We start from the raw sequence: 15371 nt of genomic DNA on the forward strand, positions 1-15371 counted from the left end.
GCAGCGCGATTTATTGCAGTGCTTGCATCAATACAACACGTCCGCACGGAGGTTTGAAGCTATCGTCATACCGATCATATTGACGCGTTCAATAAAACCGAATAACGAGGGGCGAATTGTTATTTTCGCAAAGCAAACTTTATTGCGGCACACGCCCACTGCACCTAATTATTAAACCGGGCACGCAAAGTCTGACGGGGCCAAAAACGCGTCGCGCACGGTATCCAGAATCTCTTGAGACAACCCCTCGTCCGAGACTGCCCTGGCCAGCCCGATGGCCCCCACCATCGCGCTGAACAGCACGATCGCTTCGGCGCGTTTCGCGTGGTCTTCACTGCCCAGCAAATGGGCGATGCCGTCAATATTGGCCTGCAGTTTCTGGGTATACAGGTCACGGGCACCCGCCTCGCTGCGCCCGATATCGTTGACCAGTGCGCCCACCGCGCAGCCTGCGCCCGGCGTATCCCGGTGTTCGGTGCTCAGGTACTGCGTAAGCAATGTTTCAAGGGTTCTGCGCGGGGTCGCCTTGGAGCGGTTGAAGGCAGCCGTGAGCGCCTCGCCGACCAACTGCTCCCTGGAGTCGAAATGTTTGTAGAAACCGCCGTGGGTCAGCCCGGCTTCTTTCATCAGGTCGGCGATGCTGACGCCTTCCAGGCCCCGCTCGCAAAAGCGCTGCGCGGCGATGTTGACCACACGTTCGTGGGTGGCCTGTTTGCTGGCCCGCGAGTGTCCCATGGCTTTGACCTTTTACGTGAATTCGGGCCGGATGATAGCACCCGGCCCGTGGCCCGGTTACCAGGCTTCGCCGTAAGGCCTGACTTCGCTGTTGAACGACCAGGCGCCCTTGGGCTGTCGGATCAAATGTGACACCTCGGCGGCGATGTCGGCCGGCTGGATGAAAAAGTCGTCGGCGGCGTCCGGCAGCATCTTGCGTGTCCACTCCACGTCGATCACCGCGTCAATCACCAGATAAGCCACGTGCACGCCTTTAGGCCCGACTTCGCGCGCAATCGATTCGCACAAAATACGCTGGGCCGCCTTGGTCGGCGCAAACCCGGCAAACCGGCTTTTACCGCGCAGCGCCGAGGTATTGCCGGTGACGATAATCGCGCCCGCGCCCTTCTCTACCATGGCCGGTGCCAGCCGTTGCGCCAGTTGCAGCAGGGCCATGACATTGGTCTGGAAGTTAGCCTCCAGCACCGACGGTTCAACCTCCAGAAAGGTGCCAAACGCCCCGCCCACGGCGTTGTGTACCAGCACGTCGGCATGGCCCAGGTGACGCTCAATCAGGTCCAGGGCGTTGTTCAGTTGGGACGCGTCAGTGACGTCCGCCGCAAAGGCTGCGGTGTGCGGCACGGCGGCAGACAGTTGCGCCAGGCGCTCGGCATTGCGGGCAATCATTGCCACGGTGAAGCCGTCTTCCACCAAACGCCGGACGATGGCCGTCCCGGTGCCCGGGCCTACGCCGGTCACGATTGCCAGTTTTCGATCGCTCATGTCACACCTCTTTGCTGGTTTTCAAGGCTGCACGCACCTGCTCAAGCCGGTCGTTGCCGAAAAACAGTTCGTCATCGACAAAAAACGACGGCACGCCAAACACGCCGCGCGTGGCGGCGGAGTCGTTGTGGGCGGCAAGTTGCTCTCGGATCGCTGCCGTGTCGGCGAGTTGCCACAGATCGACATCCAACTGCGCGGCGCGCAAGAACTCACGGCGCCCGTCGGCACGGGTCAACTCGGCATTGTTGGTCCAGACCGCGTCGAACAGCGCCTTATGGGCGGTGTCGAACACCCCTGCCTGCTGCGCCGCCAGGCCTGCGCGGACGAGTAAGGAGCCCTCGATTTCACCCGCTCCCAGCGCCTGAAATAACGCGGTATTGATGCTCAGCGGCACCTGATAGTGCGCCGCCCAACGGGCGATATCCCGCCGTGCGTATTGCAATTTGGCCGGGCTGGCGCTGGACGGCTGGTTATTGACGGCCTTCATCACCGCCAGCGTGTCGATCAAGAAATACTCGACCGGGTGTTCCAGCGTTGCCAGCCGTAGGTTGGCCAGGTAGGCGTAGGGGCTGCGGTAATCGAACACAAACTCAAGCTTCATGGGTGGACCCTTTGGGTGCTTGCACAGAAACAGGACAAAATCTGGATGACAGTTGTAATCCAAACTGGATGTCGAGTGCAATCCAAAAAGCCCACCGGCATCAACCGCCCTTCGCCGCCTCCCGCCGCGCGCTGCGCTCCTGGGCGTAGGCCTCACTGTGTTTGCTGACCAGGTCTGCCCGGCGCAACGGCTGCCCGCAATGCGCGCACAACGGACCCAGCCCGGCCGGTTGGCCGCAGGGTGTGTGGGTGTACTGCACCGCCAGGCTTTCCTGCGGCGACTTGCACCACGCCTCGCCCCAGCCACGCAACGCCAGGATGACGTCGTAGAACGCTTCGCCCTTGGGCGTCAGGTGGTACTCGTGGCGCAACGGCCGCTCGCTGTAGGGGCGCCGGGTAATCAGCCCGTCCGCTTCTAAACTCTTCAAACGCGCAGCGATCATCTGCGGTGTGCCGCCTGTCTGGACCTGGATCTCATCAAACCGATGGTTGCCCATGAACAGCTCGCGCAACACCAGCAGGGTCCAGCTGTTTCCCACGATCGCCTCGGCCCGGGAAATCGGGCACAGCGTTGGAGGCGCACTTTTTTTCAATGACATGCAAACCTTGCCTCTCGAAAGTTACTATGATTATCATATCTAAACACCCTCAAGGCAACCTTCCTTCAACCGCTCTGGAGATTTCCACATGTCGATCACCGCTTACCCCCTCGACCGCACCGCTTATTTGCTGGTAGACCCGTACAACGATTTCTTGTCCGAAGGCGGCAAGGTCTACCCCTTTATCGAACCGATCGCCCACCAGGTTCACCTGCTCGACAACCTGCGCGCCCTGGATAAAAGCGTGCGGGCGCTGGGCATTCAGGTCGCGATTGTACCCCACCGCCGTTGGGAGAAAGGCGACTACGACAACTGGAGCCACCCCAGCCCCACCCAGTGCAAAGTCCAGCACATGCACCACTTTGCCCGTGGCGAATGGGGCGGCGAGTGGCACCCGGACTTCGCGCCCAAAGACGGCGACATCATCGCGTCGGAGCACTGGGGTTCGAGCGGCTTTGCCAACACCGATTTGGACTTTCGCCTCAAGCAGCAAGGCATCACCCACGTGATCATCGTCGGTCTGCTGGCCAACACCTGCATTGAAGCCACCGCCCGCTACGCCGTGGAACTGGGCTACCACGTGACCCTGGTGCGTGACGCCACCGCCGCCCTGAACCCGGAACTGATGCACGCCGCGCACCACCTCAACGGGCCGACCTTCGCCCATTCGATTGTTGACACCCAAGACCTGATCACCACCCTGGAGCGCCGTTAATGCAACTCACTGGCACGCTGTTGATTGGCAACACGGACGCGGTGGCCACCGAGGGCACGATGAAAGCCCTCAACCCCGCCACCCATCAACTGATCGAACCCGACTTTGCGCTGGGCAACGCCGCCACCGTCAACGCCGCTGCACGCCTTGCCGAAGCGGCGTTCGACAGCTACAGCCACAGTTCGCTGGCCAAGCGCGCCGCGTTTCTGGAGGGCATCGCCGATAATCTCGACGCGATCCGTCAGCCACTGGCCGCCCGGGCCGCCCTGGAAACCGGCATTGCCCAGGCACAACTCGAAGGCGAGGCGGCCCGTGCGGCCACCCAGTTCCGCCAGTTTGCCGACGTGGTGCGCAAAGGGCATTTTTTGCAGCTCTCGATAGACCCCGCGCAACCCGAGCGCCAACCCCGCCCCCGGATGGACCACCGCCTGCAAAAAATGGCGATCGGCCCGGTCGCCATCTTTGGCGCCAGCAACTTTCCCATCGCCTATTCTGTGGCCGGTGGCGACACTGCTTCGGCACTGGCCTCGGGCGCCCCGGTCATTTTGAAAGCCCACAATGCACACCCGGGCGCTTCAGAGCTGCAGGCCCGGGCGATCCGCAAGGCGGTCCAGGATCACGGCCTGCACGAGGGGGTGTTTTCGATGGTGCGCGGCGAGGGCAACGCGATCGGTGAAGCGCTGGTGGACCACCCGCTGATCAAAGCCGTCACCTTTACCGGCTCTGAGCACGGCGGCATGGCCCTTTATCGGCGTGCTCAACGGCGGCCCGACCCCATCCCGGTGTTTACCGAAATGACCAGCGTCAACCCCACGTTCATCCTGCCCCATGCCCTGGCGGCCAATGGCGCGGTGATTGGCGACGGATTTATCGAACGCATGCTGGTCAACGTCGGGCAAGCCTGCCTTAAGCCCGCCATTCTGATCGCCATAGAAGGCGCAGGTTTTGAAGCGTTGCGCACGGCCATGACAGCGCGTGTCAACCAGGCGCAGGCGCGCACCCTGCTCACTCCAGGTATCCACGCGGCCTATCAGCACGCCCTGACCCGCCTGGCGGACGCGGGCGCAACGCCGATTGCACAAGGCCTGGCCGCTCACGCCAGCGTCGAGGGGCAAGCCCTGTTGCTGGAAGTTCAAGGCCACGCCTTTTTGGACGACAGCGCATTGGCCCAGGAAGCGTTCGGCCCCGCCGCCTTGCTGGTGAGCGTGCGCGACGAGGACGAAATGCTCGCTGTCGCCCGCTCGTTCCAAGGCCAGCTCAGCGCGGCCATGCACCTGGAAACCGACGACCTGCCCGCCGCGCGCCGCTTGTTGCCGATTCTGGAGCGGCGCACCGGGCGCATCGTCGTCAATGCGTTTGCCCACCCCCAGGAAGTGTCTTTTGCCGCAATTCATGGCGGGCCGTTCCCGGCCACCTCAGACAGCCGTTTCACGTCGGTCGGCATGACCGCCATCGAACGTTTCCTGCGCCCGGTGTGCTACCAGGGCTTTCCGGATGCGTTGCTGCCAGAGGCCTTGCAAGCGAGCAATCCGCTGGCACTTACGCGTCGGGGGGACGGCCAGTAACGCTTCAGTTTTTCTGAAACCTGGCGGCCAAACTATCCAATTGTCCGGCGGCGGTGACACCCCTAGGCTCAAGGCTCCGTTTGAAAACCTTGCTCTGGAGATCGCAGTAATGAGTCAGAAAAAAGCCTATGCCGTGCTCGGGTGTGTCCTGTCGCTGGCGCTTGCGCAAGGCGCCCATGCCGCCACGCCATCGGCACCGTTGCTGGGCACCTGGACGCTCACCGCGTCAGACAACGTCAACCCGGACGGCAGCCGGATCCACCTGTACGGCGATGATCCCCAAGGCACCTTGAACTTCGATGCCACCGGCCACTATTCCCTGCAAATCATGAGCAAGGTGCGTCCCAAGTTCGCCGCCAACGACAAGAGCAAGGGCACGCCCGAAGAGTACCGGGCCAGCGTAGTGGGCACCCAGTGCCATTTCGGCACGTACACCATCAACGAGCAGGACCACAGCATCACGATGCACGTCGAACACGCCACCTACGCCAACTGGGAAGGGGCGGACCTTAAGTGGCCGTACACCGTGGACGGCGAGCACGCCACGTTCATCGTTCCGCACCCGTCTATCGGCGGTCCGGGCGTGTACGGCGAAATCGCCTACGTGCGCACGCATTAATCATGAGTGAACCCCATGCCCATTGACCTTGATATGGATGTACTGCGCACCCTGATTGCGGCGCAGAACCTTGGGGCGTTGAACCGTGCGGCTGACCAGGTCGGAAGATCCCAATCAGCCGTCACCCAACAAGTGCGCAAGCTGGAAGACCGCCTGGGCCAGCCGCTGTTTCGCAAACACGGGCGGGGCCTGGTGCTCACCGAGGCGGGTGAGATTGTGCTGGCTTACGCCCGGCGCATGGTCGACCTCAATGACGAAGCCGTAGAGGTGGTTCGCGGGATAAAGGTCAAGGGCGTGGTGCGCTTCGGCGTTTCGGGCGACTTTGCACAGGCCTGGCTGCCCCAGGCCCTGGACCGTTTCAAACGCGCCTCTCCCAATGTCCGGGTGGAAGTGACCGTTGACCGCAATGCCTGCCTGATGGACCGCCTTGAAAAAGGCCAGTTGGAGCTCGCCGTGCTGCTCAGCGGAAAAGTGCCGGGGGACGCTCAGGTACTGGCGTCGGTCCCCATGGCCTGGATCGGCCGAAGCGACCGGGCGCTGCGCACCGGCGAGCCGTTGCCACTGGCGGTGTTGGATGCGCCGTGTTTTTTCCGCACGGCGGCGATCAACGCCCTGGATGAGGCCGGTATTGCCTGGGAAATCGCGTTCTCAACGCCCAATGTTTCCGGCTTGTGGCCCGCGGTCAACGCAGGGATGGGTGTCACCGCACGCACCGCCGTCCACCTGCCTGACAGCCTTGACGTGATGGGCGCCGAAGCGGGGTTTCCGGCCTTGCCGCCGGTGCATGTCTTTTTAAGTTCGGCGGGGCGTCCGCTGACGCCAGCGGCGGAGCGGCTCAAAGATGCCTTGCTGCAAACCCTGCCCGAGGACTTTGGCATGACGCATCGGTAAACCGGGCTCGCCAAACGTCCTAAAACGAGGCATCAATGACCTTGGCGTGCGCTCATTCGCGGATTAGCGTTGCGCCCGTTTCGCACTGATCACCGGAGTTCATGTCTTGACCACCCTCCCCCCGCGGGCGCCCCTGAGCCCTCACACCCTGCGCCTGCTCAACGACCCGATCATCCCGCTTTTGCTGCGCATGGCCTGGCCAAATATTTTGATCATGCTCGCCCAGGCGTCCACCGGGCTGATCGAAACCTACTGGGTGTCGCACCTGGGCACCGATGCGCTGGCGGGCATGGCGCTGGCGTTTCCCCCGGTGATGCTGGTGCAGATGATCAGCGCTGGCGCGATGGGCGGCGGCATTGCATCGGCGATTGCACGGGCGCTCGGCGGCGGACGGCAACAGGATGCCAACGCGTTAGTGCTGCATGCGGTGCTGCTCAATACCCTGTTGGGCCTGCTGTTTTCGGCCGTGATGCTGATCTATGGGCGCCCCATCTACCAGGCGCTGGGCGGCAGCGGCGGCGAACTCGAGGCCGCGCTGACCTATTCCAACATCGTGTTTGGCGCCAGCGTATTGATGTGGTTGATGAACGGGTTGGCCAGCGTGATTCGTGGCACCGGCAATATGTGGGTGCCCGCCGCCGTCACCTGTGTGGGTGTGCTGGTGTTGATCCCGCTGTCGCCGTTGCTGATCTTTGGCCTGGGTCCCATTCCGGCCATGGGCATTGCCGGTGGCGCCACGGCGATGGTGCTGTTTTATGCCGCCGGTGCGGGCGTACTGGGGTGGTATGTGATGTCGGGGCGCAACCTGGCCCGGCTGCAGTGGGTGACGCTGCGCTGGGACCTGTGCCGCGATATCCTGCGCGTGGGCGCCGTGGCCAGCGTGCAGTCGGTACTCAGTAACGTGACCATCGCCCTCGCCACGGCATTGGTGGCCGGGCATGCCGGGGTCAATGCCGTGGCCGGGTTTGGCACCGGGGCACGCCTGGAATACCTGTTGGTGCCGGTGGTGTTCGGCCTGGGCGCACCGTTGGTGGCGCTGGTGGGCACCAACATCGGCGCCGGGCAACAGCAGCGCGCGTTGCGGGTGGCCCTGACCGGCGGCGCGCTGGCCTTTGCAATCACCGAAAGCGTGGGGTTGGTGGCGGCCCTCTGGCCTGCCCAGTGGCTGGCGCTGTTCAGTGCCGACCCTTTAATGCTGGAAACCGGCAGCGCCTACCTGCGGGTGGTGGGGCCGGTCTATGGGTTCTTCGGGCTGGGGCTGGCGTTGTATTTTGCCTCCCAGGGCGTCGGCAAATTGTTATGGCCGCTGGCATGCGGTTTTCTGCGGATCCTCATTGCGATTGGCGGCGGCTGGCTGGCGCTACAAATGATCGGTTCGTTGCAGGCCCTGTTCGTGGCGCTCGCCTTGGGGCTGGTGGCGTACGGCGGCGTCCTGGCCGTCATGGTCCGGTCCGGGACCTGGTTCCGCTCCCCCTGAAAACGGCGCCGACCTTTGGTCGGCGTTTTTTTGCCCGCGTGGCGTGTCATCCGAACGCAACATAAGCCTGCCTAAACTCCTGCCAGACGCGGGCTTAGCCCGTTGTCTGTTTGACGCAAAAGTGTCAGGTGCACCCCGAAGACCGCACCCTCGATGTCAGCATCGGCCTTTGAGTTCACCCTCGGGCCGTTTTTCAAGGATTGGAATCTACGCGCGTAGATAGCTGTAGAACAAGGGATCGAGCGGGTATCGGCGCTACAGTAAAGCCCGTCACTTCGCAGCGCAGGCCATCCCAGATCAGGAGTTAGTTGATGCCCACTGTTGAACACGTCGCAGCCCACGCCGCTTTAGCGGCCCGTGGCGCCGCGGATGAAAGCTTGATGACCCCCAACGGACGCCGGGAGTTGTACCGTGCCACCCTCGCCTGCTGGCTGGGCACCGCCATGGAATATGCCGACTTCGCCCTGTATGGCCTGGCGGCCGGGCTGATCTTTGGCGATGTGTTTTTCCCCAACGTGTCGCCTGCCATGGCGCTGCTTTCGACCTTCGCCACCTGGTCGGTCGGGTTTGTGGCACGGCCCATCGGTGCGTTGTTCTTTGGCTGGCTGGGTGATCGCAAGGGCCGCAAGGTGGTGATGCGGTGCACCGTGCTGCTGATGGGCGCCTCGACCACCCTGATCGGCCTGATCCCCAGCTACGCCTCGATCGGCATCTGGGCACCGGTGTGCCTGGTGGTGCTGCGTTTTAGCCAAGGCTTTGGCGCAGGCGCCGAGCTGGCCGCGGGCACGGTGATGCTCGGCGAGTTCGCCCCCGCCAAACGCCGAGGGCTGGTGTCGTCAGTGATCGCGCTGGGCTCCAACAGCGGCACCTTGCTGGCTTCGCTGGTGTGGCTGGCCGTTGTGCAAATGGATCAACAGTCCTTGCAGGACTGGGGCTGGCGGGTGCCGTTCTTGTGCAGTTCGCTGATCGCCTTGTTGGCGGTGTGGCTACGCCGCAACCTGCAGGAAACCCCGGTATTCGAACTTAGAAAGGCGCAATTGCAGGCCCAACGCGACAACAGCCGTGCCGCCCTGCCCCAGCCGCCCGAAAGCTTCTGGAAAGGCAGCCGCGCGTTTTTCACCATGGTCGGTTTGCGCATCGGTGAAAACGGCCCGTCCTACCTCGCCCAGGGGTTTATCGTCGGTTACGTGGTGAAAGTACTCAGCGTCAACAAAACCGTGGCCACCCAGGCGGTGTTGATCGCTTCGGTCCTGGGCTTCTTGATCATCCCGCTGGCCGGCTGGCTGTCCGACCGTTTTGGCCGCCGCGTGACCTATCGCACGTTCTGTCTGCTGCTGATGCTCTACGCCTTCCCGGCGTTCATGCTGCTGGACTCCCGCGACCCCCTCATCGTCACCGCCACCATGGTGGTGGGCATGGGCCTGGCTTCGCTGGGGATCTTTGGCGTGCAAGCGGCCTGGAGCGTGGAAATGTTCGGCGTGAAAAACCGCTACTCCAAACTGGCGCTGGCCAAGGAACTGGGCTCGATCCTGTCCGGCGGCACCGCACCGCTGATTGCGGCGGCGCTGTTGTCGTGGACCGGGCACTGGTGGCCGATCGCGACGTACTTTGTCGCGATGGCAGGCATCGGCTTGCTCACCACCTTCGTGGCACCGGAAACCCGCGGGCGCGACTTGAACGCCCTGGAAGATGCTCTGTAGCACCCCTCTGATCAACCCCGTTAACGCCTCATAGAAAGGCGCACACCCGTACGGCGGCCCATCCCCGCCGGCGAAGCCATGCCCGTAAAACGGCACACATGACAGGAGCGATGTAATGAACAAGTCCACCCTTGCACTGGCCGTCACCACCGGCCTCTTGGCCCAGCAGGTGCTGGCCGCCGGTTTTATCGATGACAGCAGCGCGGCCATCAGCTCGCGCACGTATTACCTGCGCAGCGACAACCCGAATGCGCCGGGCGTCGACCAGAACGAGGTGACGCAAGGTTTCAAGCTCGACTACCTGTCGGGCTTTACCCAAGGCCCCGTAGGGTTTGGCCTGGACCTGCAAGGCATGCAGGCCTTCAACCTGTCCGGCGGCACCCGCCACCCCACGTCCACCACGTCCAACTCATTCGCGCCGGTGGACTCCGACGGCAGCCCGGTCGACAGCTGGAGCCGCCTGGCGGGCAACGCCAAGGTGCGGATCGCCAAGACCGAGTTTCACGCAGGCGGCGGGCTGATGCCCAACTTGCCGATCCTGGTGGCCAACGACGGTCGGTTGCTGCCGCAAACCTTTGACGGGGTGACGGTGACGTCCAAAGACATCGACAACCTGACGATCAACGCAGGCCAACTGAGCCGCTCCACCGGCCGAGCTTCGTCCAACGCCACCGGGCTGGCCGTGGCGGGCGGCACCGAGGCGAGCAACAAATTCACCTACGCCGGTGCCGACTGGAAGCTGGGCAGCAACACCAACCTGCAGTTCTACCACGCCAACCTGAGCGACTATTACAACCAGAACTTCCTCGGCCTGTTGAACACCACCCCGCTCACCGACACCTCGCGCTTTAAAACCGACCTGCGTTATTTCAACAGCACCGCCCAAGGCAAAAACGGCGAGCCTGGTTACGTCTTCAACAACAACGGCGGCTATGCCAGCCACCCCGGCAAAGTCGACAACACCACCTGGAGCGCCGCGTTCACCTATTACCTGGGCGGCAACGCCTTTATGTTGGGCCGCCAGCAGGTGTCCGACTCGGGCGGCGTGGTGTACCTCAACCAGGGCAACGTGCTGGGCGGCGCGGGCAATAGCGAAGGCAACGGCGGCGCCAGCGTGTACCTGATCACCGACGTGATGGACAACTCCTTTATCCGGGCCGGTGAAAACACCAACTTCGCGCAATACAGCTATGACTTCGCGGCCCTGGGCGTACCCGGCCTGACGACGTCGGTGCTGTACCTGCACGGTGACAACATCCGCTCCAGCGGCGGCCAGCGTTACTCGGAGTGGGAACGTGATGCGCGTATCGACTACGTGGTGCAGAGCGGCCTGCTCAAAGGGTTTGGCGCGTCCTTGCGCGAAGGCAGCTTTCGCAGCGCCATTCCCAACGTGACGGCAGTGGACCAGGCGCGCTTGATCTTCAGCTACACCTACGCCATCTTCTGAGCACAAGGCACCGGCACCTCGTGAGCCAGTCATCAAACTGCAATAAAACCGAAGGAATAATGCCGCCCGCCTGCTTTTTTTGTACATGAGTCTACGCGAGTAGACTCATTGCCCTCTCGCCCCCAAAACGGAATTTACCCTTGGCCCCACAACGCTCAACTCGCGCCACCCGCGATGATGTCGCCCGCGAAGCAGGCACCTCGGTCGCAGTGGTCAGCTACGTCATCAACAACGGCCCCCGGCCCGTCGCCAAAGCCACCCGCCAGCGCGTACTGGACGCCATCAAAACCACCGGCTACCGCCCCAACGGCGTGGCCCAGGCCCTGGCCTCGGGCAAGACCCGTACCTACGGGCTGATCGTGCCAAACATCTCCAACACCTTCATCGCCTCCTTTGCCCACGCCCTGCAACAAGAGGCGCTGGACAATGGCCTGGTCATCCTGCTGGGCGACTCCGGTGATTGCCGCAAGCGCGAGCTGGACCTGATCAACAGCCTGCTCAGCCAGCGGGTGGACGGCCTGTTCTACACCAGCGTGGACCGCCACCCGCACATCGACCTGATCCAGGCCAGCGGCACGCCGTTTGTCATGCTCGACCGCGTAGACCCACTGTTGCGCGTGAACATGCTGCGGGTCGACGAGCGCGCCGCCGCCCGGCAAGTCACCGCGCACCTGCTCAGCCATGGTTATCGCGACGTCGGCATCCTGTGCGGCCCGGAACAAATGCTCAACGCCCAGGACCGCCTGAACGGATGGCGCGACGCGCTGGCCGACGCCGACATCGCCGCGCGCACCGACCGGGTCTTCCCCGCCGACTACACCCGCCAGGGCGGTTACGACGCCACCCAACGCCTGCTCAGCGAAGGCCCGCCGCCCCGCGCCCTGTTCTGCTCCAACGAAGCGCAAGCCATCGGCTGCCTGCGCGCCCTGACCGAACGCGGCATTAAAGTGCCCGCAAACGTCGCCCTGGTGTGCTTCAACGGCACCGAAGCCTCGGCGTTTTGCACCCCGTCGCTGACCACAGTGCGCCAGCCCGTGCGGGAGATGGCCAAGGCCGCCCTCGCCATGCTGCTGGCCTGGGACGGCGAGGTGAAGCTTCAAGAGTTTTCTCACCATCTGGTGATCGGTGAGTCCTGCGGATGCAACGCTAAGAAGGTGAAATGAAACGGTTAATTATTGATTGCGACCCTGGCAACGGGATCGCAGGCGCCAATGTCGACGATGGCCTGGCATTGGCGTTGGCACTGGCCGCTCCCGGCCTGTCCCTTGAACTGGTCACCACCGTGGCCGGCAACACCCCCAGCAGCGTGGGTTACAACGTCGCCAAAGACCTGCTGACCCGCGTCGGCCGCGCGTTGCCCGTGGTGCAGGGCAGCACCCAAGCCTTGCAAGAGCCCGGCGCACCCTGGCGCGAGGCGCTAGACTACAGCGTGCACAAACGCCAGCTCGCCCACCTGTGGCAAGACGTGCCCGCCCCCCGACACTTCGAGGCGCCGCCCCAGCACGCAGCGGACGCCATCGGCCAACTGATCTGCGCCCACCCCGGCGAAATCACCCTGGTCGCCATCGGCCCGCTGACCAACGTGGCGCTGGCGCTTGAGCGCTACCCGTCAATGGCCGTAGCGGTGCAACAGATCGTGATCATGGGCGGCGTGTTCGCCCTGGACGACTTCATTAAAGACACCAACTTCGGCTTCGACCCGGAAGCCGCGCACCGCGTGTTGAACTGCGGCGCGAACATCACCCTGGTGCCCCTGGACGTCACCACCCAAACCCTGATGACCCACGCCGACCTGGACCGCCTCCAGGCATACGACACGCCCCTGGCTCAATTTGTCTGTGAGACGTTCCGGCCGTGGATCGACTATTCGATGCTCACCCGCAACCTGCCCGGCTGCTGGATACACGACGCACTGGTGATCGCCTGGCTGCTGGACCCGGGGGTGGCGACTGCCAGCGGTTACTACACCGACGTGGAGTTGCACGCCGGTCGCACGCGGGGCAAAAGCTGGCGCTACAAACACCCGCTGCGGCTGGACGTGGCCATCGCGCCGCCCACCAGCGGGTGGGTCAATGTGCTGCAAAGCGTGGATAACCGCCGTTTGCTGCACATTATCGAAACCCACCTGGCGCAGGCTTGAAGCGTCCTCAACCGGGCATCGGCTCATTGCTGAACGCTTGCACCTCCAGCACCAGACTCTGCGCCGCCCGCCTCACCAGGTCATGACCTTTGGCGGGCGATGCCTGCGCCGGGTCAGACCCCATGCGCCCGTCGGCATGGCGGGCGCGGAAGTCGAGCGCTTCGCGGATCGGCCCCCACGGGGCGACTTGCGGCGAGTAGTCGCAGGTTTTGATCGCGTCCGGGTAGGCCCATTGGGTCACGGCGATCTCTGAGGGCGTGGCGTGGATGCCATGCCCCGTGGGGAACTGTTCCGTGGCCAACTCAGTGACGCCGTCAAGGTCCCACCAGTTACACAGTTTGAGCGCAAAACCGGCCGGGCGCCGGGCGAAGCTGGCCTGGGCGTACAGCTCGGAAAACGCCGCTTCAATCGAGGCGACGTTGCCGCCATGGCCGTTGAGAAACAGGATTTTTTCAAAGCCGTGGGCCGCCAGTGAATGCACCCAGTCGCCAATCGCGGCGATAAAGGTCGAGGGGCGCAGCGAGATCGTCCCGGGAAAACCGATATGGTGTTGGGCCATGCCGATGTTGAACGTGGGCGTGACCAGGATGTCGGCCTGCTGCTGGGCGTGCTCGGCGATTATTTGCGGGCACATCCAGTCGGTGCCCAACAGGCCGGTGGGGCCGTGTTGTTCGTTTGAGCCAATGGGCACCACGAGGGTGCGGCTGCGTTCCAGATACTGGCCGATCTCGGTCCAGGTCGACAGGTGTAAAAGCATGGGCGTGTCCTCTTGGGTTTCAGGTTGATCAACTCACGCCGGTTCGGCGGCCGAGTGGTGACGGGGTTGGGGTTGGGTCGACAGGATCACGAACGCTGCACACAGGAACACGCAGCCGACGATGACCACGCCGATACCCAGGCTGCCGGTGGCGGTTTTGGCCCAGCCGATCATGGCCGGCCCCCAAAAACCGCCGCAGAGCCCGATGCTGTTGATGAGCGCGATACCACCGGCGGCCGCATCGCCCTTGATGTGTTCGGACGGCATGGCCCACAGCACCGTGTACGCCATGAACATCATGCTGATCGACAGCGTCAGCAACACCAGTGACACCACCAGGCTGGCACTGGCGAGTGGGTACGCAATCAGCAGCGCGGCGCCCACCGCTGCGGGAATCGCGCAGTGGTAGCGCCGCTCGCCTACTCGGTCGGAACGTCGCCCGATCCAGTACATGCCCAGCGCTGCCCCGACATAGGGAACGGCGGCGTACCAGCCCACTTGGCGGGGGTCTTCAAGGCCCAGTGACGTGATGATCGCCGGCAACCAGAAGCTCATGGCGTAGATCGAAAAGATGATGCAAAAGTAGGCACACGCCAGCACGTAGACCTTGGGGTCGCGCAACACGGCCCGGAACGAATGGCGGTGTGCACTGGCGCTGCCCAGCTCTGCCTCCAGGCACTGTTTTTCGGCGGCGCTCAGCCAGGGCGCGTCGCCCGGGGTGTCCGACAGCACGCGGTACATCAGCACGCCCACCAGCACACAGGGCAGCCCCTCGACCAAAAACATCCATTGCCAGCCCGCCAGGCCGCCCACCCCGGCAAAGGTGGTCATCAGCCAGGCAGACAGCGGGCCGCCGAGGATCCCACCCATGGGCCCGGCGATAAACACGATGGCAATCGCCCGTGCCATGCGGTTGGGGCCGTACCAGCGCGACAGGTAATAAATCAAGCCTGGGGCAAACCCGGCCTCGAAAATGCCCAGCAGAAAACGCATGGCATAAAACGTCGGCACATCCCGCACAAACATCATGCAGGCCGACGTGATGCCCCACAGCACCAGGATGCGGCTGAAGGTTTTGCGCGCGCCAAAACGCGGCAGCATCAAGGTGCTGGGCAGTTCAAACAGCACGTAGCCAATGAAGAAAATTCCGGCGCCCGCGCCGTAGGCCGCATCGGACAGGCCCAGGTCGCTTTGCATCTGCAGCTTGGCAAAGCCCACGTTGATGCGGTCCAGGTACGCGAAGACGTAGCCGATGAACAACAGCGGTAACAGCCGCACGTTGAGCTTGCGGTAGAGGGCAGCAAGGGCATCGCTGCCCGCTGACGCCAGAGGGGTGGGCATACGCGTCTCCAGTTTTTGTTGTT

The 15371-nt window shown here is 63.5% G+C and carries 15 protein-coding genes; 9 read left to right on the forward strand and 6 right to left on the reverse strand.

The window, feature by feature from the left end; genetic code table 11:
* Positions 1-171 precede the first annotated feature (171 nt).
* The 4 genes from ACW9H9_RS00175 to ACW9H9_RS00190 all read right to left on the reverse strand — a co-directional run bounded on the left by ACW9H9_RS00175 (position 172) and on the right by ACW9H9_RS00190 (position 2696).
* The gene (locus ACW9H9_RS00175) at positions 172-735 is read right to left on the reverse strand and encodes a TetR/AcrR family transcriptional regulator (protein ID WP_457341060.1); all 564 of its coding nucleotides are present in this window, start codon (positions 733-735) and stop codon (positions 172-174) included.
* A gap of 57 nt (positions 736-792) precedes the next feature.
* Positions 793-1497: an SDR family NAD(P)-dependent oxidoreductase gene (locus tag ACW9H9_RS00180; protein WP_457341059.1), complete on the reverse strand. Its 705-nt coding sequence runs from the start codon at positions 1495-1497 to the stop codon at positions 793-795.
* 1 nt (position 1498) lies between these two features.
* Entirely contained in the window at positions 1499-2098 is a 600-nt protein-coding gene (locus tag ACW9H9_RS00185) for a DsbA family protein (protein WP_457341058.1), read from the reverse strand.
* Between the two features lie 100 nt (positions 2099-2198).
* The gene (locus ACW9H9_RS00190; RefSeq protein WP_457341057.1) at positions 2199-2696 is read right to left on the reverse strand and encodes a winged helix-turn-helix transcriptional regulator; all 498 of its coding nucleotides are present in this window, start codon (positions 2694-2696) and stop codon (positions 2199-2201) included.
* Between the two features lie 88 nt (positions 2697-2784).
* Here ACW9H9_RS00190 and ACW9H9_RS00195 point away from each other — a divergent pair, with 88 nt between their 5' ends.
* The 9 genes from ACW9H9_RS00195 (at position 2785) to ACW9H9_RS00235 (ending at position 13250) form a co-directional block, all read left to right on the forward strand.
* On the forward strand, positions 2785-3411 hold the full coding sequence (locus ACW9H9_RS00195) for an isochorismatase family cysteine hydrolase (RefSeq protein ID WP_457341056.1): 627 nt from the start codon (positions 2785-2787) through the stop codon (positions 3409-3411).
* Complete coding sequence (locus tag ACW9H9_RS00200; protein WP_457341055.1) at positions 3411-4976, forward strand: aldehyde dehydrogenase (NADP(+)); 1566 nt, start codon at positions 3411-3413, stop codon at positions 4974-4976. The genes ACW9H9_RS00195 and ACW9H9_RS00200 overlap by 1 nt, the downstream gene beginning before the upstream one ends.
* 109 nt (positions 4977-5085) lie before the next feature.
* The gene (locus ACW9H9_RS00205) at positions 5086-5595 is read left to right on the forward strand and encodes a lipocalin-like domain-containing protein (protein ID WP_457341054.1); all 510 of its coding nucleotides are present in this window, start codon (positions 5086-5088) and stop codon (positions 5593-5595) included.
* Positions 5596-5610: 15 nt separating this feature from the next.
* A complete protein-coding gene (locus tag ACW9H9_RS00210; protein WP_457341053.1) occupies positions 5611-6486 on the forward strand; it encodes a LysR substrate-binding domain-containing protein in 876 nt (291 codons plus the stop codon).
* Between the two features lie 106 nt (positions 6487-6592).
* Positions 6593-7963: an MATE family efflux transporter gene (locus ACW9H9_RS00215; protein WP_457341052.1), complete on the forward strand. Its 1371-nt coding sequence runs from the start codon at positions 6593-6595 to the stop codon at positions 7961-7963.
* Between the two features lie 311 nt (positions 7964-8274).
* The gene (locus ACW9H9_RS00220) at positions 8275-9663 is read left to right on the forward strand and encodes an MFS transporter (RefSeq protein WP_457341051.1); all 1389 of its coding nucleotides are present in this window, start codon (positions 8275-8277) and stop codon (positions 9661-9663) included.
* A 115-nt stretch (positions 9664-9778) separates the two neighbouring features.
* Positions 9779-11110 carry an OprD family outer membrane porin gene (locus ACW9H9_RS00225; RefSeq protein ID WP_457341050.1) on the forward strand — a complete coding sequence of 444 codons (1332 nt, stop codon included), beginning with the start codon at positions 9779-9781 and terminating at the stop codon, positions 11108-11110.
* 140 nt (positions 11111-11250) lie between these two features.
* Positions 11251-12273 carry a LacI family DNA-binding transcriptional regulator gene (locus ACW9H9_RS00230; protein WP_457341049.1) on the forward strand — a complete coding sequence of 341 codons (1023 nt, stop codon included), beginning with the start codon at positions 11251-11253 and terminating at the stop codon, positions 12271-12273.
* Positions 12270-13250: a nucleoside hydrolase gene (locus ACW9H9_RS00235; RefSeq protein ID WP_457341048.1), complete on the forward strand. Its 981-nt coding sequence runs from the start codon at positions 12270-12272 to the stop codon at positions 13248-13250. Before ACW9H9_RS00230 ends, ACW9H9_RS00235 begins: the two co-directional genes overlap by 4 nt.
* A gap of 7 nt (positions 13251-13257) precedes the next feature.
* On the opposite strand, the gene ACW9H9_RS00240 is transcribed toward ACW9H9_RS00235, so the two are convergent.
* Entirely contained in the window at positions 13258-14007 is a 750-nt protein-coding gene (locus ACW9H9_RS00240; RefSeq protein WP_457341047.1) for a creatininase family protein, read from the reverse strand.
* Between the two features lie 33 nt (positions 14008-14040).
* Positions 14041-15348, reverse strand: a complete 1308-nt coding sequence (locus ACW9H9_RS00245; protein ID WP_457341046.1) for an MFS transporter — start codon at positions 15346-15348, stop codon at positions 14041-14043.
* Positions 15349-15371: the final 23 nt, after the last annotated feature.

The organism is Pseudomonas sp. SDO5215_S409, from assembly GCF_054071325.1.

Coding starts and splice junctions, on each gene's coding strand:
- ACW9H9_RS00175 (WP_457341060.1), bottom strand. CDS start 735: ATGGGACACTCGCGGGCCAGCAAACAGGCCACCCACGAACGTGTGGTC.
- ACW9H9_RS00180 (WP_457341059.1), bottom strand. CDS start 1,497: ATGAGCGATCGAAAACTGGCAATCGTGACCGGCGTAGGCCCGGGCACC.
- ACW9H9_RS00185 (WP_457341058.1), bottom strand. CDS start 2,098: ATGAAGCTTGAGTTTGTGTTCGATTACCGCAGCCCCTACGCCTACCTG.
- ACW9H9_RS00190 (WP_457341057.1), bottom strand. CDS start 2,696: ATGTCATTGAAAAAAAGTGCGCCTCCAACGCTGTGCCCGATTTCCCGG.
- ACW9H9_RS00195 (WP_457341056.1), top strand. CDS start 2,785: ATGTCGATCACCGCTTACCCCCTCGACCGCACCGCTTATTTGCTGGTA.
- ACW9H9_RS00200 (WP_457341055.1), top strand. CDS start 3,411: ATGCAACTCACTGGCACGCTGTTGATTGGCAACACGGACGCGGTGGCC.
- ACW9H9_RS00205 (WP_457341054.1), top strand. CDS start 5,086: ATGAGTCAGAAAAAAGCCTATGCCGTGCTCGGGTGTGTCCTGTCGCTG.
- ACW9H9_RS00210 (WP_457341053.1), top strand. CDS start 5,611: ATGCCCATTGACCTTGATATGGATGTACTGCGCACCCTGATTGCGGCG.
- ACW9H9_RS00220 (WP_457341051.1), top strand. CDS start 8,275: ATGCCCACTGTTGAACACGTCGCAGCCCACGCCGCTTTAGCGGCCCGT.
- ACW9H9_RS00225 (WP_457341050.1), top strand. CDS start 9,779: ATGAACAAGTCCACCCTTGCACTGGCCGTCACCACCGGCCTCTTGGCC.
- ACW9H9_RS00235 (WP_457341048.1), top strand. CDS start 12,270: ATGAAACGGTTAATTATTGATTGCGACCCTGGCAACGGGATCGCAGGC.
- ACW9H9_RS00240 (WP_457341047.1), bottom strand. CDS start 14,007: ATGCTTTTACACCTGTCGACCTGGACCGAGATCGGCCAGTATCTGGAA.
- ACW9H9_RS00245 (WP_457341046.1), bottom strand. CDS start 15,348: ATGCCCACCCCTCTGGCGTCAGCGGGCAGCGATGCCCTTGCTGCCCTC.